Below are 25,774 nucleotides of genomic sequence, written 5' to 3'. Positions count from 1 at the left end.
CTATATGGGGCAGAACTAGCCTGCCCCTGCCTTAGCTCCAGACTTAGAAAGAGCCGTGCTTTTTGAAGTCCTGAATAGCAGCAGCCAATTCAGCTTCATCTTCTTTGCTCAGGTTAGCTGTATCTTGGATACGGTTAACCAGGTCTGCATGTTTGTTACGCAGCGAGTCTTTCAACGCTTTTTCGAATGGCAGAATCTGCGCAACTTCGAGGTCATCCAAGTAGCCATTGTTAATGGAGAACAAGCTAACAGCCATTTCCCACACTTCCAATGTTACGTACTGAGGCTGTTTCAACAACTCAACAGCACGACGACCACGCTCTAACTGACGACGTGTAGCTTCATCCAGATCAGAAGAGAACTGCGCAAACGCAGCCAATTCACGGTACTGAGCCAGGTTAGTACGAATACCACCGGACATTTTCTTGATAACTTTAGTCTGAGCTGCACCACCCACGCGGGATACGGAAATACCAGCGTTAATCGCAGGACGCACACCGGAGTGGAACAAGTCTGTTTCCAAGAAGATCTGACCGTCAGTAATAGAAATTACGTTGGTAGGAACGAAAGCGGAAACGTCACCAGCTTGAGTTTCAATAATTGGCAGAGCAGTCAAAGAACCTGTTTTGCCTTTTACTTCACCGTTAGTCAGACGCTCTACGTACTCAGCGTTAACACGAGCAGCACGCTCTAGTAAACGGGAGTGCAGGTAGAACACGTCACCTGGGTAAGCTTCACGACCTGGAGGACGACGCAACAACAGGGAAACCTGACGGTATGCCCACGCTTGTTTGGTCAAGTCATCGTAAACGATCAAAGCATCTTCACCACGGTCACGGAAGTATTCACCCATCGTGCAACCGGCGTAAGGAGCCAAGTATTGCATCGCTGCGGACTCGGAAGCCGACGCTGCAACCACGATTGTGTATTCCAGAGCACCGTGCTCTTCCAATTTGCGTACTACGTTGTTGATGGTAGAAGCTTTCTGACCAACAGCTACGTATACACAAGTAACGTTTTTGCCTTTCTGGTTGATGATGGTGTCAACTGCCACAGCTGTTTTACCAGTCTGACGGTCACCAATAATCAATTCACGCTGACCACGGCCAATTGGCACCATGGAGTCAATCGCTTTAATACCAGTTTGCAGAGGCTGATCAACGGATTGACGAGCAATCACGCCAGGAGCAACCTTTTCGATTACGTCCGTAGCTTTAGCATTGATTGGGCCTTTGCCATCAATTGGGTTACCCAGTGTGTCTACTACGCGACCGCGCAGTTCAGGACCCACAGGAACCTCAAGAATACGACCTGTGGCTTTAACAGGGTCGCCTTCCGACACGCCTGTGTACTCACCCAGAATAACGGCACCAACGGAGTCACGCTCCAAGTTCAGCGCCAAGCCGTATACGTTGTTAGGGAACTCTAGCATTTCCCCTTGCATCACATCGGACAAGCCGTGGATACGTGTAATACCGTCAGTCACGGAAACGACCGTGCCCTGCGTGCGAATGTCTGCAGACGCGCCAAGGCCTTCAATTCGGCTCTTGAGCAGTTCGCTGATCTCAGACGGATTAAGTTGCATGTTCAGACTCCTGGAATCCTGTATTCTGGCCTGCCATCAAGCTGCCAATGTGTCGCGCATGCGGGCCAGACGGGCCTGCACGGAAGTATCAAGTACCTGATCGCCTACCACTACGCGAACGCCGCCGATCAAATCAGTATCAACGGTGACTTCAGGCTCAAGCTTCAAACCGAATTTTTTCTCAAGTGCGGCAACAAGCTGATTCAGCTCATTACCTTGCAAGGGGAACGCACTACTGATGCGGGCTACAGCACTACCTTCTTGTTTGTGTTTCAGAAGGTCAAACTGTTCAGCAACCTGCGGCAACAGCAGCAGGCGTCCGTTAGCAATCAGCAAGTTCAGCAGATTGCGCGCCTTGTCATTCAGTGGGGTTTTCAGCAGACCTGAAAAAATCTCAAAACGCTGCGTATTGTTCAGCGTGGGCGTAGCCAGTGCTTCACGAACGTCGGGAAGATCAGCCACCTGAGCCATTTCGGACAAGAGGGCCGCCCATTGCTCGAGAGCACCCTGTTCTTGGCGTACAGCCTCGAACAGCGCCTCAGCGTAAGGTCTGGCAATAGTCGATAGTTCAGCCATGGCCTACCTTCAGATTAAAGTTCTGCTTCAAGCTGGTTCAACAGCTCAGCATGCACAGAAGAATCAACTTCGCGTCGCAGAATCTGCTCGGCACCAATTACGGCCAGTTTGGCCACATCGCCACGCAGTTGATCACGCAAACGCTGCACTTCCTGTACCGCGTCCAGGTGAGCCTGGGCGATGATACGGGCTTTTTCATGTTCAGCTTCAGCGCGTGCTTGTTCGATAAGTGCAGCAGCTTGCTTTTCAGCTTCAGCCAAACGTGCATGGTTATCGGACTTCGCGGATGCTTCCATCAGACTGATACGTGCCTGGGCTTGTGCCAGATCAGCTTTGCCTTTATCGGCTGCAGCTAGACCATCGGCAATCTTTTGGCGACGATCATCGATTGCTCTCGTCAGTGGTGGCCATACGAATTTCATCGTAAACCAAGCCAAGACGAAAAACACGATCATCTGGAAAAAGAGAGTCGCGTTTAAATTCACGGTCGTATCCCTTAAATACCTCTTGTGCCGGGCTAAAAATGTACCGACACCCTATGTTCAAGTCGAGAGCGGCGCAATGTACAGCACCGCCAACCTCAACTGCCTGTCCGCCGTAGGGCCAGCGGACGCGCCGCTATTAACCAACAAATGGGTTAGCAAACGCAAACAACATGGCAATACCAACGCCAATCAGGAAGGCCGCATCGATCAGACCAGCCAACAGGAACATTTTGGTTTGCAAAGCGTTCATCAGCTCTGGTTGACGAGCAGAAGCTTCCAAGTATTTACCACCCATCAGGGCAATACCGATACTGGCACCAAATGCACCCAGACCGACGATAATACCGCAAGCCAGTGCAACAAAAGCAACGTTGGTCATGACAACTCCTTGGTTAAAAATCTTGTGTTCAAAAAAACAAATAAAAACGGAACGGCGTAGCAGAAAACCTGATCAGCCCCGGGTCAGACACCGTGCCAAACCCGGAATATGTTTAATGGCCTTCGTGAGCCTGACCCACGTAAACGAGTGTCAGCATCATGAAAATAAACGCCTGTAGCAGCACGATCAGAATATGGAAAATTGCCCATATAGAACCGGCCAATACATGACCTACACCCAAGCCAATGCTTGAGCCATTAAACCCTGTCCATGCCCCGCCTAACAACGCGATCAACATGAAAACCAGCTCACCCGCGAACATGTTACCGAACAGTCGCATACCGAGAGAAACCGTTTTGGCCCCGTACTCAATAAGGTTCAGCAAAACGTTAAACGGAGCCAGCAGCACACCAGCAATACCGCCAAAGGTAAAGGGGGCTGTAAATAATGATTTCACAAAGCCTGTAGGCTTATGCATTTTGACGCTGTAGTACAGTGTCATCAGCAACACGCCCAGAGACATACCCATAGGGATGTTCAAGTCGGCGGTTGGCAAAATACGGTGGTAGTACAGAGGATCGCCTAGCTCATTAGCCAAGCCTAACTGGATGAACACCCAGCCCAAGAAGTCCACAGGGATCAAGTCCAGCACGTTCATCAAGATGATCCACAAGAACACTGTCAGTGCCATTGGTGCCACAAAGCGGCGGGACTCTTCGTTATGAACGATGGATTTAGCCTGATCAGCAACCCAATCAACCAGCATTTCTGCGGCGGTTTGGAAACGACCAGGTACACCTGCTGTTGCTGAACGCGCTGCGCGGTACAAGAAAAACACGACCAGCAAACCCATGAACAACGACCAGAAGATCGAGTCATAGTTGATGATGCTGAAATCGGCTATAACACTCTGCTTTTCACCCACGCTGTTCATATGAACAAGGTGGTGCTGAATGTAGTCAGACTGAGGCGAAATACCACTAGCAGCCATCTGAATTACCCTGTGACGTATACATTATGGGTACAAGACCCGTTAATCGTTTATGGCAACTTGCCTGCGACAAGCAGCAGCACATATCCCTTTAATACACCAAGCAGCCCAAACAACAAGGCTGGCCACACAAGCCAACCTGTATCAGACCAGACCACTAACGCCAAAATACCTAATGCAGAACCTAGCTTAAACAGTTCACCCACAAAGAAGGCTTGTACTGTAGCCGCTTTACCGCTGAGTAGATTCAGCAACAGCCGCATGGCAAAAAGTGCATTTGGTATCAAGTAGGCTGCTGCCCCCAGCAACGCTGAGATTGCGGCATTACCTCCTGCGACCACCCACGAAATCACGATAACAACTATTGCCATGACTGCCTGAGCCATCAGCACTCGAGCTATTCCCATGCCAGAACGCTTGGCCAAACGGCTGCGTTGCTCTGGTGTCAGGACTAGCTTGTTGTCATCCTGTACTTCGTTGGTTTCTGGTCCGACAGCCTGTAACTGAGTGCTATCGGTGTTGTTGGCCCGCTGCATACCTAGCCTTTCTGATTGAACGTCTCGCATAGCGGCAATTCCTTGCAAGACAACACTTTACATGCGAAAAATCGCGTAAATATGGCAATTCATCTACTAAGTTGCTTGGTGCCAAACCCGTAAAGTATAGCGCCTTTTTTTTGCCTCACGCAAATTTACAAATGCATTCACGCCACAAATCGTTACCTTCTTTTAGTCATAATACGGCAACGAAATATGATAATGGGGCGCAAAGCCGCGCCCCATATAGCTTGCTGAACAGTAAAGACACTATTAGCGGTGTTGGAATTTTGGTGGTCGTTTTTCCACAAATGCGTTCATGCCCTCTTTTTGGTCGTGTGTACCAAACAAAGTCTGGAAACTTCTACGCTCAAATAGCAGCCCTTCAGCCAATGGGCTCTCGTAGGCACGGTTAATGTTTTCTTTAGCCATGATCAAACATTGCAATGGCATGCTAGCAATGGTTTCCGCTACTTTCATGACTTCGTCCATGAGCGTCTCAGCAGGCACCACGCGCGACACCAAACCCGACGCCTCTGCTTCATCGGCTTTCATCATGCGAGCAGTCAAAATCATGTCCATGGCTTTGGCTTTACCAATAGCACGGGGCAAACGTTGTGTGCCGCCATAACCCGGAATCACGCCAATCTTAATTTCTGGTTGGCCAAACTGTGCGTTATCGCCCGCAATAATCATGTCGCATTGCAAGGCCAGTTCGCAACCACCGCCCAATGCATAGCCGGATACCGCAGCAATCACGGGTTTACGAATGCGGCGCAAGTCTTCCCAATCACCACCCAAGAAGTCTGCACTGTACACATCGTGAAAGAACCAGTCTTTCATGCCAGCGATATCAACCCCAGCAGCAAAAGCTTTAGGGCTGCCTGCCAAGACAATGACACCAATGTCTGGGTTTGCATCTAACGATCGCATGGCTTGCGCTAACTCGCCAATCAATTCATTATTTAAAGCATTCAGTGCCTTAGGCCTATTGATCTGTACGATACCCACGCGCCCGCGGGTTTCGATCAGAATTAAAGATGTTTCGCTCACATTGCCTCCGTTAAGCATTCTTGAAAGTAAAAGATGACTGCCAAAAATATACTGTATCGCGTTTGTTTTCCTGATCTTGCCGGACACCGTATACAGGTATCCCTGCATATTCCCAAACCTGATCCCGAGGGACAAGAACTATTTTTGCCCGCGTGGATCCCTGGTAGCTACCTCATTCGCGATTTTTCGCGTCAAATTGAAAGCTTAAGCGCCACGGCCGACAAAAAAACGGTAGCAGTACAAAAGCTAGATAGCCACCGCTGGCGCTGCGCCCCAGCCAAGGGCCCCTTACACATCGAATACACCGTTTATGCATGGGATTTATCCGTGCGTAGCGCACACGTTGATGAAAGCCATGTTTTCTTCAACGGTACCAGTGTTTTTTTGGGTGTGCACGGTCAAGAGCAACAACCTTGCTTGGTGGACATTCAAGCCCCAAAAAAACACAAAGACTGGCGTGTTTACACCAGCTTGCCGCTTGCTCCCAAACGCACTAAAGATGCCGCTAAACGCCATGAATTCGGCCTGTACATGGCCCCCGACTACGACGCTTTGCTGGATCACCCTGTAGAAATCGGTACACCACAGCATATCAGTTTTCATGCCCATGGTGCACTGCACGAAATGGTGTTTACCGGCGTGATTCCCAATCTAGATTTAGAGCGTATTGCCGCTGACGCCAAAGCCATTTGCGAAGCACAAATCAGCCTGTTTGAGCCAGACGATAACCGTGTTCCTTTCTTAGATAGCGCGGATCGCTATGTATTTATGACCATGGTGACAGGCGACGACTACGGTGGTTTGGAGCACCGTAGCTCTACAGCATTGATGGCCTCACGCAGCGACTTGCCCACACTCAGTCAGCGCGACCAACCCAAGAGCGCGGGCTATCAGACCTTTTTAGGTTTGGTGAGCCACGAATACTTTCATACATGGAATGTCAAACGCATCAAACCTGCCGCGTTTGCTCCCTATCAGTACCTGCAACCCAACTACACCGAGTTGCTCTGGGTATTTGAAGGCTTTACCTCGTACTACGACGACCTCATGTTGCTACGCTCTAAGGTAGTCACCGAAGAGCAATACCTAAGCTTACTCGCCAAAAACATAGACGTCGTACACCGTACCGGCGGACGCTTTAAACAATCGGTGGCCGAAAGCTCATTTGATACGTGGACTCGCTTCTATAAACAAGACGAGAACTCACCCAACGCGCTGGTCAGTTACTACAGCAAAGGCGCACTGGTAGCGCTAGGCCTGGACCTACTACTACGACAACGCACCAACGATGAACGCAGCCTAGACGACGTCATACGCTTAATGTGGCAACGCTATGGCCGCGACTTCTACCAAGGCCAAGGTGCCGGTATACCCGAAGATGCTATGCCAGCTCTGATACAAGAAGCCACTGGCGTGGATGCCAGCGACTTCATACAGCGTTATGCAAACGGACGTGAAGATGTACCCTTGCAAACGCTTCTAGAGGCCCAAGGCATCACCTTAACGTGGCAAGCAGACAGCACCCTACCCTCATTAGATGCGCGCTTTAAAAACAGCCCACAAGGCTTACAAGTAGCGACCGCCTATGAAGATGGCGCGGCACACCACGCAGGAATTTCTGCAAACGATATAATCGTGGCTCTGGATGGTTTACGCGTCAACGATCAGGCATCACTGAACAAACTACTTTCCGCCTACTCAGCCGGAGATAAAGTAGAAGTGCACGTATTCCGTCGCGATGAATTACGCAGCTTCCGCGCCAAACTCGGCCCGGCCCCACAACAGACTTGCTCGCTTAAACGTCTTACTTCCTGACATGACACACGCTTCATCTGCTGGTAAATGTGTACTGATTACGGGCGGAGCCCAGCGCTTGGGCAAAGCCATGGCATTGCGCTTTGCCCGCCAAGGCTGGGATATCGCGCTTCACTACCATCGCTCGCATGAGCAGGCCTTAGCCAGCCAAGCAGAAATAGAAGCACTGGGGCAGCGGTGCGCGCTGGTACAAGGTGATTTATCAGACGCCCATGCCCCAAAAGACATTTTCACTCGTAGCGTCGCCACCTTAGGGCGTGTTGATGCGGTCATCAACAATGCCTCGCTATTTGAGTATGACAATGCCAGCGAATTTTCGGCGGCACTGCTCAACCAACACTTAGGGCCTAACTTGGTAGCTCCTATCGAGCTGGCACAACAGTTGCACCAACACATACAGCCCCACCACCCCGAGCGCCAAGGTGTGGTGATCAACTTGCTAGACCAAAAGCTGTGGGGCTATAACCCCGACTTTTTCTCGTACACGCTGTGCAAAGCAGCGTTGCAATCTGCCACCACCATGCTTGCACAAGGGCTAGCGCCCTTTGTTCGCGTGGTAGGATTAGCCCCTGGCCTGACCATGCCTAGTCATATGCAAAGCGAAGACGATTTCGCCCGCACGCATGCACTGGCCCCTTTAGGCAGAGCCAGCACACCTGATGACATCGCCAATGCTGCCTTAATGCTGGCAGAAAACCCCAGCATTACCGGCTCGTCTCTCGTTGTAGATGGTGGTCAACACCTCATGGGCCTACAACGCGATTTTAGTTTGCTTTAAATACTCTTCTTTTTGTTATGACACTCGCTTCGGCCATACCTCCGCCTCCTTCTGTACGCCGTGTATTTTTTACCAATCTAGAACTGGGTGCCCGCATCGGCATACTGGAGCACGAACTGCGTGCGACACAGCCTATCAATATTGATGCCGAATTCGATGTGCTCACGCATCACGTCGTAGACGACCACAACATCGCTACGGTGTTGGATTACCGCCAATTGCGTAACGCCATCATTGAAGAGTGCACACAAGCACACGTAAACTTGCTCGAAACTCTGGTTGAACAAGTAGCCCGTCGGCTATTTACTGACTTCCCAGACCTTGTGCGCCTACGCTTGCGCATCAGCAAACCTCAGGCATTCAGCGACTGCGATGCCGTTGGCATTGAACTTGAACAAAGCCGTACTGTTACACCATGACCCTACCTTCCCTTGAAGCCGCCGTCAGCGAAGAATCGTCTGCCCTGACTCGCGAAGAAAAAAAACAACGTCACAACTTCCTGCAACTGGAAAAACGCCTGCTGCGTGAAGCCGGACGTGCGATTGGCGACTTCAACATGATTGAAGACGGCGATAAGATCATGGTCTGTTTGTCGGGTGGTAAGGACTCCTACACCCTGCTGGACTTGTTGATTAAGCTTAAAGCGCGCGCGCCCATACATTTTGATATTGTGGCGGTGAACCTAGACCAAAAGCAGCCCGGTTTTCCTGAACACGTGCTGCCTGAGTACCTAGAAAGCATCGGTGTGGACTACCACATCGAAACGCAAGACACCTACTCCATCGTTAAGCGTGTGATCCCTGAAGGTAAAACCACCTGCTCGCTGTGTTCGCGCCTGCGCCGTGGGATTTTGTACCGCGTAGCCGAAGAACTAGGTGCCACGAAAGTTGCGCTGGGCCACCACCGTGACGATATTCTGGCAACCTTCATGCTGAATCTGTTTTACGGCGGTCGCCTTAAAGCCATGCCACCAAAGCTGATGTCGGATAACGGCAAGCACATTGTGATTCGCCCTCTGGCCTATGTGGCCGAAAAAGACATCATTGAATACGCTCAGGTACGCGAATTCCCCATCATCCCCTGTAACTTGTGCGGTTCACAGGTGAACTTGAAACGCCAAGAAGCCAATCGCATGATTGCCGAATGGGATAAAAAATTCCCTGGCCGTACATGGAACATGTTTGGTGCACTGAATAAAGTGGTGCCATCGCACTTGATGGACAAAGAACTGTTCAACTTTGAAGGCCTAACCATCAGCGGTCAGCCCGACGCAGAAGGCGACATGGCTTTTGATGCTGAAGATTTCAATCAGCCACTTACCCACGCATTTGGGCAAGATGAAGACAACGAAGCCACCAAGCGTCCTGCTGTGGTGGCCCGTTTAGACAAATAAGTAGCAGTTAGGGTTAGCTGGGTTCTATCCCAGCAGCCCGTTTTAAACGTGTGATCAACAGCGGATCATACTCAGGGCCTTGCACCCTACGTCTATCTGGTTCAGGAGCTGCCAACGGCGCAGCTTCTTGACGCATGGTTTGTCCCGCTTCCAACGCCAACCGTTGGTATAGCGCGGTACCTTCACTTTTCCATGCAATTTCTTCTGGTTTGAGTGGGCGCACGATACGAGCAGGCGCCCCCATCACCAACTGCCCAGCAGGGATGTCCATAGAAGCCTTCACAAAGGCCATCGCCCCCACAATGGAGTCTTCGCCAATGACGGCTCTATCCATAATGACGGCGTTCATCCCTACCATGGCATTTTTGCCCACACGGCAACCGTGCAAAATAGCACCATGCCCTATATGCCCATCTTCTTCTACGATGGCGTCGGCATCCGGAAAGCTGTGTGCTACACAGTTATCTTGAATGTTTGCACCAGTCATCAGTTGTATGCGGCCAAAGTCGCCCCGCAATACTGCACCAGGCCCCACATAGCAGGCAGGCCCGATGATGACATCCCCAATTAATGTTGCTGACGGGTGCACATAGGCAGAAGGGTCAACAACGGGAATCACGCCATCGAAAGAGAAGATTTGAGCCATGGCTGTTAGGCCTCCCAGCTTTTGGCAACCATAGTCAATACGTCGTATAGCGCTACCACATCACCATTTTGGTTAGTGACTTCGCAATCCCAACGTACTTCACCGTGTTCTGCACTACTGCGTGGGTTGATTTCTTTACATGTAAGCTGCACACCTAAGGTGTCGCCGGCGTATACAGGTGTCAAGAAACGCAGGTTATCCACACCGTAGTTAGCCAATACTGGACCGGGTGCCGATTCCACAAACAAGCCCGCCGCAAACGACACTACTAGATAACCATGCGCAACACGGCCATCAAAGAAGGGGTTGGCTTTGGCGGCTTCTTCGTCCATGTGAGCGTAGAAGGTATCACCAGTAAAGTGTGCAAAGTGCTCGATGTCATCCAAGCTTACTGTGCGTTTGGCAGTAATCAGCTGATCGCCGATTTTTAACTCTGCCAACGATTTACGGAAAGGATGTGGCCCTTCGGTTTGTGCTGGCGCACCGGCTACCCAACGGCCTGTTATCGCGGACAACATGGTTGGAGGCCCCTGCACACCTGTGCGCTGCATGTAGTGATACACACTGCGCAACCCGCCTAGCTCTTCACCACCGCCTGCCCGGCCTGGCCCACCGTGCACCACACCGGGAACCGGTGACCCATGCCCAGTTGAGCTTTTTGCGCTATCACGGTTAGAGACCAAGATACGGCCATTAAAGGCCGCCATGCCCAAGACCACTTGCTGCACTACAGTGGGATCGTAACTGAACACAGACGTTACCAAACTGCCTTGGCCTTTACGCACCAAGGTAATGGCTTCATCAATAGAGTCGTAAGGCATCACTGTGCTCACCGGGCCAAACGCCTCTACATCGTGTACTTTCTTAGCGCTCAAAGGCTGATCGCAGTACAGCAACACGGGGTTATAGAACGCACCCGATGCACCGGCATCGTTTTGTTCAGGCTCGCCAAACCACACTTGAGTTTCCGTTAGCAACTCTTGAACACGCTCTTGCACCTCAGTGCGCTGATCTTGGCTCGCCAACGGCCCCATTTTGGTGCCTTCAGCAGCAGGATCACCCACCACCACTTTACCCAGTGCCTCGGCCAATGCTGCTTGCACGGAGGGTACTAGTGCACGTGGCACCAACACACGGCGAATGGCCGTACATTTTTGCCCTGCTTTCACGGTCATTTCATTCACGACTTCACGCACAAACAGCGTGAACTCGGGGCTATCAGGCGTAACGTCTGTACCCAGTACGGTAGCGTTTAAGCTGTCGGCTTCCATGGTGAAACGCACTGAGTTGTCTACAATGGCACGGCTGCTGCGCAGCATACGACCCGTAGAGGCAGAGCCCGTAAAGGTGACTACATCTTGACCATCTACATGGCTCAACAAATCGCCTACTGAACCACACACCAACTGCAACGCACCTTCAGGCAGCACACCCGTATCCAGCATACGGCGCACCATCAACTCGGTCAGGTACGAGGTTTGGCTAGCGGGTTTCACAATAGCAGGCATGCCAGCCAACCACGTGGGAGCCAGTTTTTCCAACATACCCCAGCACGGGAAGTTAAACGCGTTAATGTGAATTGCCACGCCTTGCAGCGGGGTCAAAATATGCTGAGCACTAAAGCTATTGTCTTTAGACAAGCGCTCTATGCCGCCATCCAGCAATACCGAGGTATTAGGTAGTTCGCGTCTGCCTTTAGACGAATAGGTCAGCAGTGTTCCAATACCGCCTTCAATATCAATCCAGCTATCGCGGCGCGTTGCACCGGTGCGGGTAGATAACGCGTACAGCTCTTCTTTGCATTCCAGCAGCGCCAAGCCCAATGTTTTGAGCATGCCAGCACGCTCATGAAAGGTCATGGCACGCAATGCTTTACCGCCTGTTTGGCGGCCATACTCACGTATGGCTGCAAAATCCAAACCTGTGGAATCTACTACAGCTACCGCCTCGCCTGTAACCGCATCCAACAACGTCTGCCCTTTCCCTGTGCCTGCTGTCCAACGACCGCAGACATAACTTTCTAGGCGCGTAGGCGTTGACGATGAAATGGTCATGAAACTTTCCTTACTTTGTAGAGTTTGATCAGGCCGTCAGTCCTAGGGCCTGCAAATGATCGTTCACACGCGTCTCCCAACGCTGTAACTGATCACTATTGCTGTCATGGCGTAAACCCAAACGACACAACATGGGGTAGCGGGCGGAGTCTTGCTGACCAAAGCCTGCTGCCACGCGTGGTCGCCAGTACGCCAAGCTCTCTTTGATTTGTTGGGTGTCTTGGCCCGCTTTTACCAGCACAGCCAAGCCTTCTTGCCCCAGTTCGGCATGACGCTGCTCACGCGGAGCAATGTCTCTAAATACTTCAGCCAATGGACCATAAGAAACCTTGCTTAGGCTTTCCAACTGCACTTCAGCAGCCAGACCTTGCAATACGTTCATGACCACGGCATCCACCCAGTTAATGAGCGGGAAATAAAACACCGACAAGCGCATGTCCGAACCTTGTCTAGCGGTAGGCAAAGCACTATCGCGGGGCAAACGTGCTGCCCAGTCATGCTGTTGTTCGTAGCGCTCTACATCGGTACCAAAGCTACGCATAATTTCCAGCACACGCTGGGCGTGATCGGCTTTCTCTAGCGTAATACGGCTAGCGGCAATACGCGCTTGGATATTAGGCGAGTAGTTAATGGACGAAGCAAAACCTGCCGATGCCGCCAGTTCGCTATCTACAAACGACGACATCATGCGCATTAATTCGCCACGATAACGAGCAGGTGCATTTTCAGGTGAGCTCAGCACGCCGCCTTGTTCTAGGTACTCTTCAATTTTCATGGTATCGGACATAGCGACTCCCCTTACTCATCAAAACTCACTACCACCTTGTCACTCAAGGGGTAGCACTGGCAACTCAGCACATAGCCCTGCTCAACCTCATAATCTTCCAACGCATGGTTGACGGCCATTTCCACTTCACCTTCCAGCACTTTGGCCTTGCAGGTAGAACACACGCCAGCTTTACAGGCATACGGTGCATCCAAATTGTTTTCCAATGCCGCATCCAACAAGCTTTGACCTTCTTTGGGGAAATCAAAACTACGCGCCACACCGTCTAACGTGACTGTAGCGGCACATGTTCTGGCAGCACTACCCGCATCAGAACTGCTCACTTGCTTACGTGCACGGCCGGGCTGTGCGGAAGCGAACAACTCGAACTTAATGCGTTCTTTTGCCAAACCATGCGCTTTCAACGCATCGGCAATGGTCAGCATCATGGGCTCTGGCCCACAAATGAAGGCTGTGTGTACCGATGGCAGGTTGATCCAACCACCAAACAAGCCATCGCATTTTTCGCGATCAATACGGCCTGTGAACAACTCAATTTCTTGGCCTTCTCTATCAAAAATATGAATGATAGATAGGCGCTCCATGTACTGGTTTTTCAGGTCTTCCAGTTCTTCACGGAACATCATGGAGCTGATCTGACGGTTGGCATACACCAGTGTGAAACTGGCTTGTGGCTCACGCGACAAGGTGCTTTTAATAATAGAAAGCAAAGGCGTAATACCACTACCACCCGCAAAACCTAAGTAATGGCGTGTGCTTTCTGGCTCCATAGGAATATGGAAGTTGCCCATAGGTGGCATAGCTTCCAGCACGGCACCTTCGGCTAACTCTTCATTTGCCCACGAAGAAAACGCACCACCATCCACACGCTTAATCCCAACGCGCAGCACTCCTTCTTCCAGACCGGAACAAATGGAGTACGAACGGCGCAGCTCATCGCCCTCAAATTCGCGGCGGAAGGTCAGGTACTGACCTGGGATAAATGAAAACAAGGCGTCATCTTCAGGACGCGGTTTTAAGGTAACGACTACGGCATCGCGTGTTTCGCGACGCACATCAACAACTTGCAGGGGGTGAAAGCGTGCCATGATTTCCTCCAATGGCTAGGCTTAAATACATTTGAAATAATCAAAGGGTTCTAGGCAATCCTGACAGCGATAATTGGCCTTACAGGGCGTGGAACCAAATTGACTAACCCGTTCTGTACGCGTGGACTGGCAACGCGGGCATGGCACTGACGGCACACCCTCGGCACGCAACCAAATGCGGGCAGGTTTACCGTCGGTACTTTGCTCTACCGGCGGTGCTATACCGTAGCCCCGCAGACGCTCTTTGCCGCGCTCGCTCATCCAGTCGGTACTCCACGGTGGCGAAAGCTGACGCTCCAGACGTATGTGTTCTATGCCCTGCGCACGCAGGGCTGCCTCTATATCCTCGTTAATCACAGTCGTGGCAGGACAACCGGAATACGTGGGTGTGACCACCACAACCAGCGTGTCTTCCTCGTAATACACCTCACGGATAATGCCGAGGTCCACCAATGAGATCACTGGAATTTCAGGATCAGGCACAGCGTCCAGCCATTGCCATACCTGATCCAGTTCGGGACGAGATAGCGTGTTCATGATGCTTACCACGTACAGCCAGGGTAGGCGCGCTGCAAGAATTGCATTTGCGCGAGGATATAACCCAAGTGCTCAGTGTGACGGCCTTGCTTGCCGCCCTTGTGCATGTAGGGGTTCTCGGGCAATTTCAACGTAGCGTGTGTCATGACGTCTTGTACACATGCCAACCAGGCATCACGCAGACTTTCGGGGTGTGGAGCAATACCGGCCTCGGCCAATACCGCATCACACTCATCGCCCATAAATAGCTCGCCGGTGTACGCCCACAAGTTATCCAGTGCTTCTTGCATGCGACGATGACTTTCGTCTGTGCCATCGCCCAAACGCACCAACAAATCGCTGCTACGCTCTAGGTGATAGGTCACTTCTTTCAACGCCTTGGCGGCAATCTCCGCGACACGGCTGTCTGACGATTGTTCTAGCGCTTGCAACTGCAACAAGTGCCACGCATCAAACAAGAACTGACGCATCAAGGTGTGTGCGTAGTCGCCATTAGGCTGTTCTACCAACAACACGTTGCGGAAATCTACGGCATCTCGCAGGTACGCTAAATCGTCGTCGGTTTTGCCTTCGCCTTGCAGCTCAGCAGCCAACCCTAACCAGAACTGTGTCTGACCAATCAGGTCTAGCGCCACGTTAGCCATGGCGATATCTTCTTCCAAGATAGGGGAATGGCCACACCATTCTGAAATCCTATGCCCCAGAATCAAAGTGCCATCACCCATGCGCAGCAACAGCTGCTGCAAAGCCGTCGTTGTGTCTAACTGGGTAGTCGTCATTACATGTGCCCCACTTCTTCAGGAATCTTGAAAAATGTTGGGTGGCGATACACCTTGGAGTTTGATGGCTCGAACAACGGGCCACGTTTAGAAGGTGCGCTAGCCACTACATCTTCAGACTTCACTGCCCAGATGCTCACCCCTTCGTTACGACGGGTGTACACATCACGTGCATTGTTGATTGCCATTTCCGCGTCAGGCGCATGCAAGCTACCTACGTGTCTATGATTCAGACCGTGTTGACCACGGATAAAAATTTCCCACAGAGGCCATTCTTGAGACATGGTGTAGTCCTCCTTATCTCGCTTGTTATTGCTACAGTTGTAGAGTGACGTGCCGATGGGAGAATCACCACCGGCGTGTAAGGTAGTTACGCTTGCTTGCGCTGTTTGGTTTGTTTCTTCTGGGCATTAACTGCCAGCCCTTCACGGAACCAGGCACCGTCATCCCACGCTTTAACGCGTGCGCCTAAACGCTCTTTGTTGCAGGGACCATTGCCAGCAATCACATCAAAGAACTCGCTCCAATCGGGCTCGGAGAAATCGTACGCACCGCGTTCTTCGTTCCATTTCAGGTGCTCATCTGGCACCGTCAGACCCAAGTACTCGGCTTGCGGTACCGTCTGGTCTACGAACTTCTGACGCAGCTCGTCGTTGGTGTTAATTTTGATTTTCCATGCCATGGACTGAGCCGAGTGCACGGAGTCTTTGTCTGACGGACCAAACATCATCAGCGCGGGGTACCAGAAACGGTTCAACGCATCTTGAGCCATGGCTTTTTGCTCAGGGCTACCGGCACACATTTTCATCATGATGTCGTAGCCTTGGCGCTGGTGGAAACTCTCTTCCTTACAGATACGGATCATGGCACGGCTGTATGGGCCGTACGATGTACGTTGCAGCGGTACTTGGTTCATGATGGCCGCACCATCCACTAACCAACCCACTGCACCAATATCGGCCCAGTTCAGTGTGGGGTAGTTAAAGATAGATGAATACTTCATCTTGCCGGAGTTCAGCAATTCGATGAGTTCGTCACGGCTTACGCCCAGCGTTTCGGCCGCACAGTACAAGTACAGACCGTGACCGGCTTCGTCTTGCACCTTCGCCAACAAAATAGCTTTACGTTCTAGCGTAGGAGCGCGCGTAATCCAGTTACCTTCAGGCAACTGACCTACTACCTCAGAGTGCGCGTGCTGACCAATCTGACGAATCAGGGTCTTGCGGTAGCCTTCTGGCATCCACTCTTTAGGTTCGATTTTTTCGCCGTTCTCTATACGCTCCATGAAGGCCTGTTCTTCTGCCGACATTTCATCAATGCGGCGTACGCGATCACTGCCCGTATTAATTACCTGTGCATACATAGGATGTCACCTTGCGTTCTATACTCGTTCAATAATCAGTGCGATACCTTGCCCTACGCCAATACACATGGTGCACAGCGCATAGCGGCCGCCTTGGCGATGCAGCTGATACGCTGCAGTCGCTGCCAGACGAGCACCACTCATACCCAGTGGGTGGCCTATAGCAATAGCGCCCCCGTTGGGATTCACATGTGGCGCATCATCCGCCAGCCCTAATTGACGTGTGACCGCCAGAGCTTGGGCAGCAAACGCCTCATTCAATTCGATTAGGTCCATGTCTTCTAAGCGCAAGCCGGCGCGTTTCAGTACACGGCGAGTGGCTTCTACTGGACCAATACCCATAATGCGTGGTTCTACACCCGCCGCCGCCATGGCTACAACGCGCGCCAACGGTTTGAAACCTTGTTGTGCGGCTATGGCTTCAGAGGCCACTACCAGCGCACATGCACCATCGTTCACGCCAGACGCATTACCCGCAGTCACGCTCAAGTCAGCACCATTTACGCCTTTTAATTTGGCCAACTGTTCTACGCCAGTACCAGGACGTGGGTGTTCGTCTTCGGTCACCAGAATAGGATCGCCTTTGCGCTGAGGAATGCTGACGGACATGAGTTCGTCGTTAAACACGCCAGCCGCTTGCGCTGCTGCCCAACGTGCTTGGCTGCGTGCAGCGAATAAGTCTTGGTCTTCACGACTGATGTTGAAATCAGCGGCTACGTTGTCCGCTGTTTGCGGCATCGTATCTACACCAAAGGCCGCGGCCAATTTGGGGTTCACAAAGCGCCAGCCAATAGTGGTGTCATACACCGCATTGCTACGTGAGAACGCGCTGGTTGCTTTGGGCATCACAAAAGGCGCACGGCTCATGCTTTCCACACCGCCTGCCACGATGAAATCGCAATCGCCTGCTTTAATAGAACGGGCCGCCATACCTACAGCATCCAAACCCGAACCACACAGTCTGTTAATGGTGGTAGCCGGTACATTGACTGGCATACCCGACAACAGTACAGCCATGCGTGCCACGTTACGGTTATCTTCACCCGCTTGGTTCGCACAGCCAAAAATCAGATCGTCCACCAGCGACCAGTCCGCAGTAGGATTGCGCTGCATCAGTGCGGTCAACGGCATTGCCGCCAAATCATCTGCTCGTACTGACGACAAGGCGCCACCATATCTGCCTATGGGTGTACGTACAGCGTCACAGATAAAAGCCTCGGACATAGGTCTGTTTCTCCTGTTGGATCCGCTCCGGCTAATTCAATGACCGACCGGACGGTTATATATAAACATATGAGTATTTAGCCATTTAATACATTACAGTTCAATGAGGGTTTTCTCTTAATTTGTAATGTTTCAGGATAAATTTTTTTGATACTACTTACACAAAAGCAGCCAAACGCTCTAGACGCTGGCTGATTTGTTGACTATTCGCGGGTAACTCACCATCGATGCTGACGAAGTCTGCCACCACTTTGGCATCAGCCATTTTGGACAACGCTACATACAAGCGCGCAAATAACTGACGCGCTGCATGGCCCTCCCACTGTTCAGGTAACGCTTCTACTGGCAAATGCGGCGCACGTAAGGCTACATGTCTAAATTCGTGCACCATTAATAACCGTAACGTTAACGCTGTAGCGGGCTCTAGCTGCGACAGCATGGCTTCCACAGGTTGGAAATGCGAGATAAAGCCTTGGTAGGCTTCCGCATACACAGGCAGATCCCAATGCTCTGCCACAAAGGTACGCATGTTATCGCGCCCTTGCAGTACTTCTGCCTGCCACACCAACACCTGCTTGGGTAACGGCACATCGTCTGGCCCCATGGCTAGACGTGGGCTAACCGCGGCATAACCCAAGCGCTTCAAGGTGCGCATAATGGACTCAGACTCGTCCCCTTCTACATAGACTAACCGCCACTGCTGCGTGGCTTGGTAGTCGTAGAGCACCTTCGCCGCATACGAGAACTCAGCGCGTGCGGCATTGGTTAGGCGATAAAAACTGCGCCGCCCAGAGCGTTCGCCCTGCAACTGCCCCGCTGCCATCAAACGCGACACCGCCGTGCGTACTAGGTTTTCACTAATACCCACAGCGGCACAACTCTCGATGATATTTCCCATCCACAACACACCACCGCGCGGCTCTACCACGTCACCATATAAGGTAACGATGAAAGCAGCCGCTTTAAGCTGGCAATTCAGCAGCAAGGTATCTACAAGCTGCTGACCTGCATTACTCGTGGTGTGCGACGTAGATGTAGGCAGTTGTGGCATAAGACTCAATACATGGAAGAGGTGTCAGCCTCAAAATGTACCAGTTTCTGCTACAGCTAGCAGCTTTTGACATGGTTCGGGGGTCATGCCTACTGCTGCAAAATGACGCAAGCGCTCTACTACCTCGCCCACACCACGCTCTACAGCATCTTGCAACAAACCACCACGCCAGCGTGGGAAGCCGTAGCCATGGATTTCAACCAAATCCACATCTGCTGAGCGTTGCGCAATACCTTCTTGCAGAATAAGTGCCGCTTCGTTCACCATCGGCAATACCAAGCAATCAATAATGTCTTGCTCAGTCCATGCTTGTTTGGCTACATCCGCAGACACCTTAGCAATCACATCAGCCACTACAGCAGACTCTATGGCCTTACGCTCGCCAGGCTCGTAGTCGTACCAACCACCATTGGTTTTCTGACCCAGCCTACCCATCTCACACAATTGCTCGGCAACCGGTGCGAATACCTCTTCGCCACGCTCTTTAGCTGCTTTGCGCTGGAATGCCGCAATATCCAAACCACCCAAATCTTGCGCTTCAAATGGCCCCATGGGCATGCCGTAGGCACGCATTGCGGCATCAACCTGGCTAGGTGTTGCACCAGCCAACAACACACGCTCTGCTTGTGCACGCAGCACACGCAAAATACGGTTGCCAATAAAGCCATCACAAATACCTGCACGTACTGGAATTTTGCGCAGTTTAGCAGCCAGTGCAAAACTGGTAGCTAAGGTTTGCATGGAGGTTTGTGCTGTTGGCACAATTTCCAGCAACTTCATAATTTGTGCGGGACTAAAGAAGTGCAAGCCGATGAAACGCTCCGGTGCTACTACACCGTGAGCAATAGCCGCTGGGTCTAGATACGACGTGTTGGTCGCTAAGATAGCATCCAAACGGCACACAGCAGACAACTGCGCAAACACATCACGCTTCACCTGCAAGTCTTCAAATACGGCTTCGATAACCAAATCTACTTCTGCTAAACCGGTGTAATCGGTCACGCCACGCACGCCAGCAATGCGTGCTTCGGCCGTTTCCGCACTAATGCGGCCACGTTTCACACTGCTTTGGTACGTTGTACTAATACGATCTAAGCCGCGTTGCAGTGATTCGGCATCGCGCTCCATCAACACCACGTTAATACCTGCATCACGCAGGGCCATGGCAATACCAGCACCCATTGTGCCGCCACCCACCACACCTGCTAGCTGTATTTCTTTAGTGTCTACGCCTTTGATTTCTGGGGGACGTGTGGCACCGCGCTCGGCAAAGAACACATGACGCAACGCACGAGCTTGCGCTGAACCACGTAAGCTCAAAAAGGTTTCACGCTCAAACGCTTGTGCTTCAGCCACCGGTGCTTCGCATGCACGTTTCACACACTCCAACGCCATGGCTGGCGCTTGCAAACGCTTGTCACGGGGCAATAGCGCTTTAGCTACCTGCTCCCATTCCTCGGATGACAAGGCTGCTCCCGCCACGGAACGCTGCAACACGGGCGCGGGCAATGGCTGTTCTACTACGGCGCTTAGCCACGTCAACGCGTTTTGCTGCAGGTCATTTTCAAATACTGCATCCACCAACCCTACGTCCAACGCTGCTGGCGCTTTAATCGGCGAGCCTTTAACTACCATTTCAGCAGCCTTACGCGCACCCACCAACCGCGGTAAGCGTACGCAACCACCCGCACCAGGCACCAGGCCCAAATTCACTTCGGGCACACCCAATTGTGCGTTCGCTAATGCCACACGGAATCGGCATGCCAATGCTACTTCTAACCCACCACCCAACGCACTGCCATGAATAGCGGCTGCCCACGGTTTAGCGGCTTGCTCAATGGCGGCAATCACCTCAGGCAAATGTGGAGCCTGCGGCGGTTTACCAAATTCGTTTACGTCTGCACCGGCAATAAAGGTACGCCCCGCGCACGTCAGCAGCACCGCCTGCACAGAAGGGTCTGCATCCAAGGTTTGTACAGCAGCAATCAAGCCGCTGCGTACTTCTCTGGACAGTGCATTTACCGGTGGATTATCCACCTGCACAATCGCAATCGCCCCACTACGTTCAATAGCAATATTCATCGTTTACATCCCCAGATAGGCAGAGCGTATACGCGGGTCTTCAATCAATTGCTGAGCCGGACCGGACAGGGTGATATGCCCTGTTTCCATCACATAGCCCCTATCAGCAACGGATAACGCGCCAAACGCATTTTGCTCTACCAACAACACGGTGACGTCCAACTCTTTCAGACTTTTCACCACATCAAAAATCTGAGCCACCAAAATGGGGGCCAACCCCATGCTAGGCTCATCTAACAATAAACACGATGGGCGGCTCAGCAGCGCACGCGCTATCGCCAACATTTGCTGCTGCCCTCCCGATAAACCACCCGCTGCCAAGTTACGTTTTTCACGCAAAATAGGAAACATGTTGAAGGCATCTTCCATGTCTCGCTCTACTTTGTCGTCGGTATACAGGTACGCCCCTAAACGCAGATTTTCCTCTACTGTTAGGCTAGTAAAAATCTGACGCCCTTCGGGTGACTGTGCCAAACCGCGTTTCACGCGTTGGTAGGCTGGCATGGTGTTTAGGTTTTCACCCCTGAACACAATATTGCCATCTTGCACCGGTTGAATACCAGATAAGCAACGTAACAAGGTAGTTTTACCCGCACCGTTTGCACCCACCACCACGACAATCTCGCCGGCACTAATTTCCAGATCAATGCCATGCAGCACTTCGATGCGGCCATAGCTGGAACGTAATTGATTAACACTCAGCATATTTGGCGGCCTCCTCTTTTGCGCCTGCACCTAGATAGGCTTCGATTACACGTGGATGGCTAGCGATCTCAGCAGGCACACCTTCGGCAATTTTTTCACCGTGATCCAGCACCACAATTTGATTGGAAATACGCATCACCATTTTCATGTCATGCTCCACCAACAAAATCGCAATACCACTGCTAGCCACTTCGGCCACCAGCTTTTCAATTTCTTCTGTCTCTACGGCATTACACCCTGCAGCTGGCTCATCCAACAGCAGCAGCTTAGGCTCTAGCGCCAAGGCTCTGGCGATTTCCAAGCGTTTTAACGACCCGTACGACAACGAACCCGCTTCAAATTCTGCCGCACGCCCTAGCCCTACACGGTCTAATAGCTCTCGTGCTTGATCTTCTGAACGCTTAGTACGTCTACGCGCTGACGGCAAGCCCAACAAATCAGCCAACAACGACCCGTTTTCTTGCAGGTGAAAACCTGTGGCCACGTTTTCCAATGCGGTCATTGCTGGAAACACTTGCAAGTTTTGAAAGGTACGGGACATACCTCGGCGAGCCAACAAGTGCGGTGCCATACCAGTTACTGGCTCGTTATTTAGCAATACTTCGCCTTGCTGCGGTTGATACACCCCCGACAACATATTGAACAAGGTGGTTTTACCGGCACCATTGGGCCCAATCACCGAGACGATTTCACTTTCGCGTACCGCAAAGCTCACGTCGTGTACCGCACGCAAACCACCGAAAGAGATGCCTACGTTTTTAACGTCTAATAAACTCATTAGCCTCTCCCGCGTAGTTTCTGTGACAAGCTAGGCAATACGCCTTCGCGCATAAAAATCATGACCAGCATCATGATCAAGCCCAACACAATCTGCTCGTACTCTTGCAAGAACGTCAGCACTTGTGGCAACGCTGTCAACAATGTGGCACCAAATACCGCCCCCAACACCGATGCAGCACCACCCAACACGGCCATGGTCACAATTTCAATGGAGTGCATAAAGCCCGCGACGTCAGGCGTCACGAAACGGTTTTGCATCGCCAAAATAGAACCCGCAAATGAGGCGTAAATGGCGGAAATCACAAAACCACGTAATTTGAATCTCGCCACATCTACACCTACGGTGCGTGCAGCCACTTCGGAACCGTGCAACGCGCGCAAGGCACGACCTGTTGCGCTGTATTGCAAGTTCAAAGCAATGGCAGCACCAATCACCAGCGCTATACCGCTAAAGGCGTACCAGAACTCGGCATTGCTCAGATTTAGACCCCACTCTTTCAGCAAGGCACGCAAACCAGGATCAGCCACCACGATGCCATCTGGGCCGCCAGTTAGCCATGCTTCGTTAGTCAGAACCATGGAGATCAGCACACCAAAACCCAAGGTAGCCACCGACAAGTAGTAGCCTTTAAGGCGCAAAATTGGTCGCCCCACCAACCAGGCCAACACACCTGAAATCAGTGCACCCAACACAGCGGCTGACAGCACCGAAATCCCAAAATGTTTAGGAGCCAGCGCGCACGCATACGCACCAATACCAATAAAACCCGCGTGGCCCAAACTAATCTGACCCACAAAGCCGGTAAGAATCACAATACCTACTACGGCCAAGCTGTTCACAAACACCAGCGAGCCCACGCGTAAGTAATAAGAAGAAGGGAAGAACCACGGCGCAATCGCGATCAACGCAATCAAAATCAGCAACGTGGCATGTTTAGGAGACAATTTCTTCATGGTTTACACCCTCTCCATGGATTTGCGCCCAAACAAACCTTGTGGCATCAAGAACAGCACCGCCAGAATCACCACAAAAGCCGCCGCATCTTTGTACTGCGAACTAATGTAGCCTGCCGTCATGGCTTCCAGAACCCCAAGCAAAATACCGCCCACTAACGCGCCTTTAGGGTTGCCCATACCGCCCAACATAGCGGCTGCAAAACCCTTCAGTGCCATGGTCATGCCGATGTCGTAGCTGGTCAGCGTAATAGGAGTGACCAACACACCAGCCAGCGCACCAATCGCTGCCGACAGAGCAAACGATAAGGTCATCACATACTTGGTATTAATCCCCACCAATACCGCTGCAATACGGTTATTGGCGGTTGCCAATACCGCGCGGCCCGTCAAGGTACGCGTAAAGAACAGCCACAACCCAACAAACACGACCAACGCACCAGCAATCACCCATAAACTCTGTGGCAAAATTGTTGCCCCCAGCAGCCTAATAGGATCATCTCCTGAAAACGCAGGGAACCTATGCAACTGCTTATCAAACACCAGTTGCACCACCCCACGTACAAAAATGGATGCCCCGATCGTAATAATGATCAGGCTTACTACCGGCGCACCGCGTGCCGGTTCAATCGCCAACTTGTTCAGCAATACCCCAATCACCGCTGTCACCACAATGGCCAATGCCGCCGCCAGGGGTAATGGCGCACCTGCGGTGTACGCCGCAGCAGTGATCATGCCCCCCAACATCACGAACTCACCTTGCGCAAAGTTCGCCACATCGGAGGCGTTATAAATAATGGTAAAACCCAGTGCCACTAACGCGTAGACGGCACCTACCGTCAGCCCCGATAACAGGAACTGCATAAATTCGGACATAGCTGTCTCCAGACCTTCTGCGTGCCCACCGTGGGGTGGTGACTAGCGCCACACCCCACGGATAGCCGTATTACTCAATGATTGTCCATTTGCCATCACGAATTTCCAGCATGCGGAATGCTGTCAAATCCAGACCTAAGTGGTCTTCTGGAGACATGGTGTAAACACCGGTGGTACCTACCAAGCCTTTAGTCGCTTCCAATGCATCACGGATAGCGGCTGGATCAGTGGAACCGGCACGCTCAATCGCATCAACAATCAGGTACAGCGCGTCATGGGCATAGCCACCGAATGTGGAAACTGGCTTGCCAGTTTTGCTCTCGTAGCGCTCTTTGTACGCTTGTACAGCTGGGCGTTGTGGGTCATCAGCCGCCAACAGCTCGGCTACCAACAGCGGTGTACCTGGCAGGCGAATACCTTCGGCTTCTTTAGCACCAGCCAACTCGATGAAGGCATCAGATGCTACACCGTGGGACTGGTACAAAGGCAAATCAATGGCCAATTGTGAGTAGTTACGTGTCACGATGGCAGGACCCGAACCCAGACCCAGCACCATGATGGCTTGAATACCGTCTTTGTTTTTCAGGTTAGTCAGCTGTGGGGTCATGTCGGCATCAGTAGGGCCAAAAATCTCGTCGCCCGCAACGGTGATGTCGTACTCGCCCACGATGTCCAAACACTGCTTACGCATAGAGGAGCCGAAGCTATCTGAGCCGGACAAAATACCTACGCTGTGCAGGTCACGCTTTTTCATATCCTCGAAAATCTTGGCACATGCCATACGATCCGTGTGAGGCGTTTTGAAGGTGTGTTTACGTACAGGCTGCGTAATTTCAATGGCACCTGCCAACGAAATAAATGGAACACCAGCCTCTTCCACTACAGGCATAATCGCCATTGTCGCGCCAGTCGTAGAACCACCAATGATGGCCACTACTTCATCGTCTTCTACCAAACGTGTAGCAAAAGTACGTGCTTTATTGGCATCACTCGCATCGTCGTACGAGATCAAACGGATTTTTTCACCCTTAACACCAACACCTCCTCTGGCATTGATATCCTCTACAAGGATTTTCAGTGTCTGTTCTTCGGGCTCGCCTAGAAAGGATGCAAAACCTGTGGAAGATACGGAAGAACCTATCAGTATCTCAGCCTGACTACCCATTGCCACGCAGGACAATACGGCGGCCACAGCGAGTTTGCATACGTTTTTCTTTGACGCGTATTGAGTCATATATGTCTCCTAGCTTGTTGAAG

The 25,774-nt window shown here is 51.8% G+C and carries 27 protein-coding genes; 4 read left to right on the top strand and 23 right to left on the bottom strand.

Translation table 11 applies throughout. The features are described from left to right. Positions 1-43 precede the first annotated feature (43 nt). The 7 genes from atpA to GY634_RS01825 form a co-directional block, all read right to left on the bottom strand. A complete protein-coding gene (atpA, locus tag GY634_RS01855) occupies positions 44-1,585 on the bottom strand; it encodes a F0F1 ATP synthase subunit alpha (protein WP_166406868.1) in 1,542 nt (513 codons plus the stop codon). Between the two features lie 36 nt (positions 1,586-1,621). Beyond that, a complete protein-coding gene (locus GY634_RS01850) occupies positions 1,622-2,161 on the bottom strand; it encodes a F0F1 ATP synthase subunit delta (RefSeq protein WP_166406867.1) in 540 nt (179 codons plus the stop codon). A gap of 14 nt (positions 2,162-2,175) precedes the next feature. Beyond that, on the bottom strand, positions 2,176-2,646 hold the full coding sequence (locus tag GY634_RS01845) for a F0F1 ATP synthase subunit B (protein ID WP_135863682.1): 471 nt from the start codon (positions 2,644-2,646) through the stop codon (positions 2,176-2,178). A gap of 136 nt (positions 2,647-2,782) precedes the next feature. Then, positions 2,783-3,025 (bottom strand): F0F1 ATP synthase subunit C, encoded by a 243-nt coding sequence (gene atpE, locus GY634_RS01840; RefSeq protein ID WP_077734422.1) that lies wholly within the window; start codon positions 3,023-3,025, stop codon positions 2,783-2,785. 112 nt (positions 3,026-3,137) lie between these two features. Next, positions 3,138-4,016 (bottom strand): F0F1 ATP synthase subunit A, encoded by an 879-nt coding sequence (gene atpB / locus GY634_RS01835; protein ID WP_166406866.1) that lies wholly within the window; start codon positions 4,014-4,016, stop codon positions 3,138-3,140. A 50-nt stretch (positions 4,017-4,066) separates the two neighbouring features. Further along, a complete protein-coding gene (locus tag GY634_RS01830) occupies positions 4,067-4,582 on the bottom strand; it encodes an ATP synthase subunit I (protein WP_242683572.1) in 516 nt (171 codons plus the stop codon). A gap of 243 nt (positions 4,583-4,825) precedes the next feature. After that, complete coding sequence (locus GY634_RS01825; RefSeq protein ID WP_166406865.1) at positions 4,826-5,605, bottom strand: enoyl-CoA hydratase; 780 nt, start codon at positions 5,603-5,605, stop codon at positions 4,826-4,828. A gap of 33 nt (positions 5,606-5,638) precedes the next feature. Between GY634_RS01825 and GY634_RS01820 the strand changes: the two genes are divergently transcribed. Genes GY634_RS01820 through ttcA form a run of 4 tightly spaced genes read left to right on the top strand, consistent with a single transcriptional unit; the run spans position 5,639 to position 9,591 of the window. Continuing rightward, complete coding sequence (locus GY634_RS01820) at positions 5,639-7,420, top strand: M61 family metallopeptidase (protein WP_166406864.1); 1,782 nt, start codon at positions 5,639-5,641, stop codon at positions 7,418-7,420. A 1-nt stretch (position 7,421) separates the two neighbouring features. After that, positions 7,422-8,198: an SDR family oxidoreductase gene (locus GY634_RS01815; protein WP_166406863.1), complete on the top strand. Its 777-nt coding sequence runs from the start codon at positions 7,422-7,424 to the stop codon at positions 8,196-8,198. A gap of 17 nt (positions 8,199-8,215) precedes the next feature. Continuing rightward, positions 8,216-8,617 (top strand): dihydroneopterin aldolase, encoded by a 402-nt coding sequence (locus tag GY634_RS01810; RefSeq protein WP_135863692.1) that lies wholly within the window; start codon positions 8,216-8,218, stop codon positions 8,615-8,617. After that, on the top strand, positions 8,614-9,591 hold the full coding sequence (gene ttcA, locus GY634_RS01805) for a tRNA 2-thiocytidine(32) synthetase TtcA (protein WP_166406862.1): 978 nt from the start codon (positions 8,614-8,616) through the stop codon (positions 9,589-9,591). The genes GY634_RS01810 and ttcA overlap by 4 nt, the downstream gene beginning before the upstream one ends. A gap of 13 nt (positions 9,592-9,604) precedes the next feature. On the opposite strand, the gene GY634_RS01800 is transcribed toward ttcA, so the two are convergent. The 16 genes from GY634_RS01800 to GY634_RS01725 form a co-directional block, all read right to left on the bottom strand. Further along, positions 9,605-10,237, bottom strand: coding sequence for an acyltransferase (locus GY634_RS01800; protein ID WP_166406861.1), 633 nt, complete (start codon positions 10,235-10,237; stop codon positions 9,605-9,607). Positions 10,238-10,242: 5 nt separating this feature from the next. Continuing rightward, on the bottom strand, positions 10,243-12,291 hold the full coding sequence (gene paaZ, locus GY634_RS01795) for a phenylacetic acid degradation bifunctional protein PaaZ (protein WP_166406860.1): 2,049 nt from the start codon (positions 12,289-12,291) through the stop codon (positions 10,243-10,245). Between the two features lie 28 nt (positions 12,292-12,319). After that, on the bottom strand, positions 12,320-13,078 hold the full coding sequence (locus tag GY634_RS01790; protein WP_166406859.1) for a Phenylacetic acid catabolic protein: 759 nt from the start codon (positions 13,076-13,078) through the stop codon (positions 12,320-12,322). Positions 13,079-13,089: 11 nt separating this feature from the next. Continuing rightward, positions 13,090-14,166 (bottom strand): 1,2-phenylacetyl-CoA epoxidase subunit PaaE, encoded by a 1,077-nt coding sequence (gene paaE / locus GY634_RS01785; RefSeq protein ID WP_166406858.1) that lies wholly within the window; start codon positions 14,164-14,166, stop codon positions 13,090-13,092. A 21-nt stretch (positions 14,167-14,187) separates the two neighbouring features. After that, positions 14,188-14,703, bottom strand: a complete 516-nt coding sequence (paaD, locus tag GY634_RS01780) for a 1,2-phenylacetyl-CoA epoxidase subunit PaaD (protein WP_166406857.1) — start codon at positions 14,701-14,703, stop codon at positions 14,188-14,190. A gap of 5 nt (positions 14,704-14,708) precedes the next feature. Further along, on the bottom strand, positions 14,709-15,482 hold the full coding sequence (gene paaC / locus GY634_RS01775) for a 1,2-phenylacetyl-CoA epoxidase subunit PaaC (protein ID WP_166406856.1): 774 nt from the start codon (positions 15,480-15,482) through the stop codon (positions 14,709-14,711). Beyond that, a complete protein-coding gene (gene paaB / locus GY634_RS01770) occupies positions 15,482-15,766 on the bottom strand; it encodes a 1,2-phenylacetyl-CoA epoxidase subunit PaaB (RefSeq protein ID WP_135864575.1) in 285 nt (94 codons plus the stop codon). Before paaB ends, paaC begins: the two co-directional genes overlap by 1 nt. Positions 15,767-15,852: 86 nt before the next feature. Continuing rightward, entirely contained in the window at positions 15,853-16,845 is a 993-nt protein-coding gene (gene paaA, locus GY634_RS01765; RefSeq protein WP_166406855.1) for a 1,2-phenylacetyl-CoA epoxidase subunit PaaA, read from the bottom strand. A gap of 18 nt (positions 16,846-16,863) precedes the next feature. Next, positions 16,864-18,069 (bottom strand): 3-oxoadipyl-CoA thiolase, encoded by a 1,206-nt coding sequence (gene pcaF, locus GY634_RS01760; RefSeq protein WP_166406854.1) that lies wholly within the window; start codon positions 18,067-18,069, stop codon positions 16,864-16,866. Positions 18,070-18,226: 157 nt separating this feature from the next. After that, positions 18,227-19,120, bottom strand: a complete 894-nt coding sequence (locus tag GY634_RS01755; protein WP_166406853.1) for a PaaX family transcriptional regulator C-terminal domain-containing protein — start codon at positions 19,118-19,120, stop codon at positions 18,227-18,229. Between the two features lie 30 nt (positions 19,121-19,150). Beyond that, positions 19,151-21,202: a 3-hydroxyacyl-CoA dehydrogenase NAD-binding domain-containing protein gene (locus tag GY634_RS01750; protein WP_166406852.1), complete on the bottom strand. Its 2,052-nt coding sequence runs from the start codon at positions 21,200-21,202 to the stop codon at positions 19,151-19,153. A gap of 3 nt (positions 21,203-21,205) precedes the next feature. After that, positions 21,206-21,907 (bottom strand): ABC transporter ATP-binding protein, encoded by a 702-nt coding sequence (locus GY634_RS01745; RefSeq protein WP_166406851.1) that lies wholly within the window; start codon positions 21,905-21,907, stop codon positions 21,206-21,208. Further along, positions 21,894-22,685, bottom strand: a complete 792-nt coding sequence (locus GY634_RS01740) for an ABC transporter ATP-binding protein (protein WP_166406850.1) — start codon at positions 22,683-22,685, stop codon at positions 21,894-21,896. Before GY634_RS01740 ends, GY634_RS01745 begins: the two co-directional genes overlap by 14 nt. Next, positions 22,685-23,641: a branched-chain amino acid ABC transporter permease gene (locus GY634_RS01735; protein ID WP_166406849.1), complete on the bottom strand. Its 957-nt coding sequence runs from the start codon at positions 23,639-23,641 to the stop codon at positions 22,685-22,687. Before GY634_RS01735 ends, GY634_RS01740 begins: the two co-directional genes overlap by 1 nt. A gap of 3 nt (positions 23,642-23,644) precedes the next feature. Beyond that, positions 23,645-24,517 (bottom strand): branched-chain amino acid ABC transporter permease, encoded by an 873-nt coding sequence (locus GY634_RS01730; RefSeq protein WP_166406848.1) that lies wholly within the window; start codon positions 24,515-24,517, stop codon positions 23,645-23,647. Positions 24,518-24,587: 70 nt separating this feature from the next. Beyond that, entirely contained in the window at positions 24,588-25,751 is a 1,164-nt protein-coding gene (locus GY634_RS01725) for an ABC transporter substrate-binding protein (protein ID WP_166406847.1), read from the bottom strand. Positions 25,752-25,774 lie beyond the last annotated feature (23 nt).

The sequence above is a fragment of the Paenalcaligenes suwonensis genome, from assembly GCF_011290505.1.
GTDB classification, from domain to species: Bacteria; Pseudomonadota; Gammaproteobacteria; order Burkholderiales; family Burkholderiaceae_B; genus Paenalcaligenes; species Paenalcaligenes suwonensis.
The sequence above is the reverse complement of the archived record's forward strand: the minus strand, read 5'-3'. Positions and strand labels throughout refer to the sequence as shown.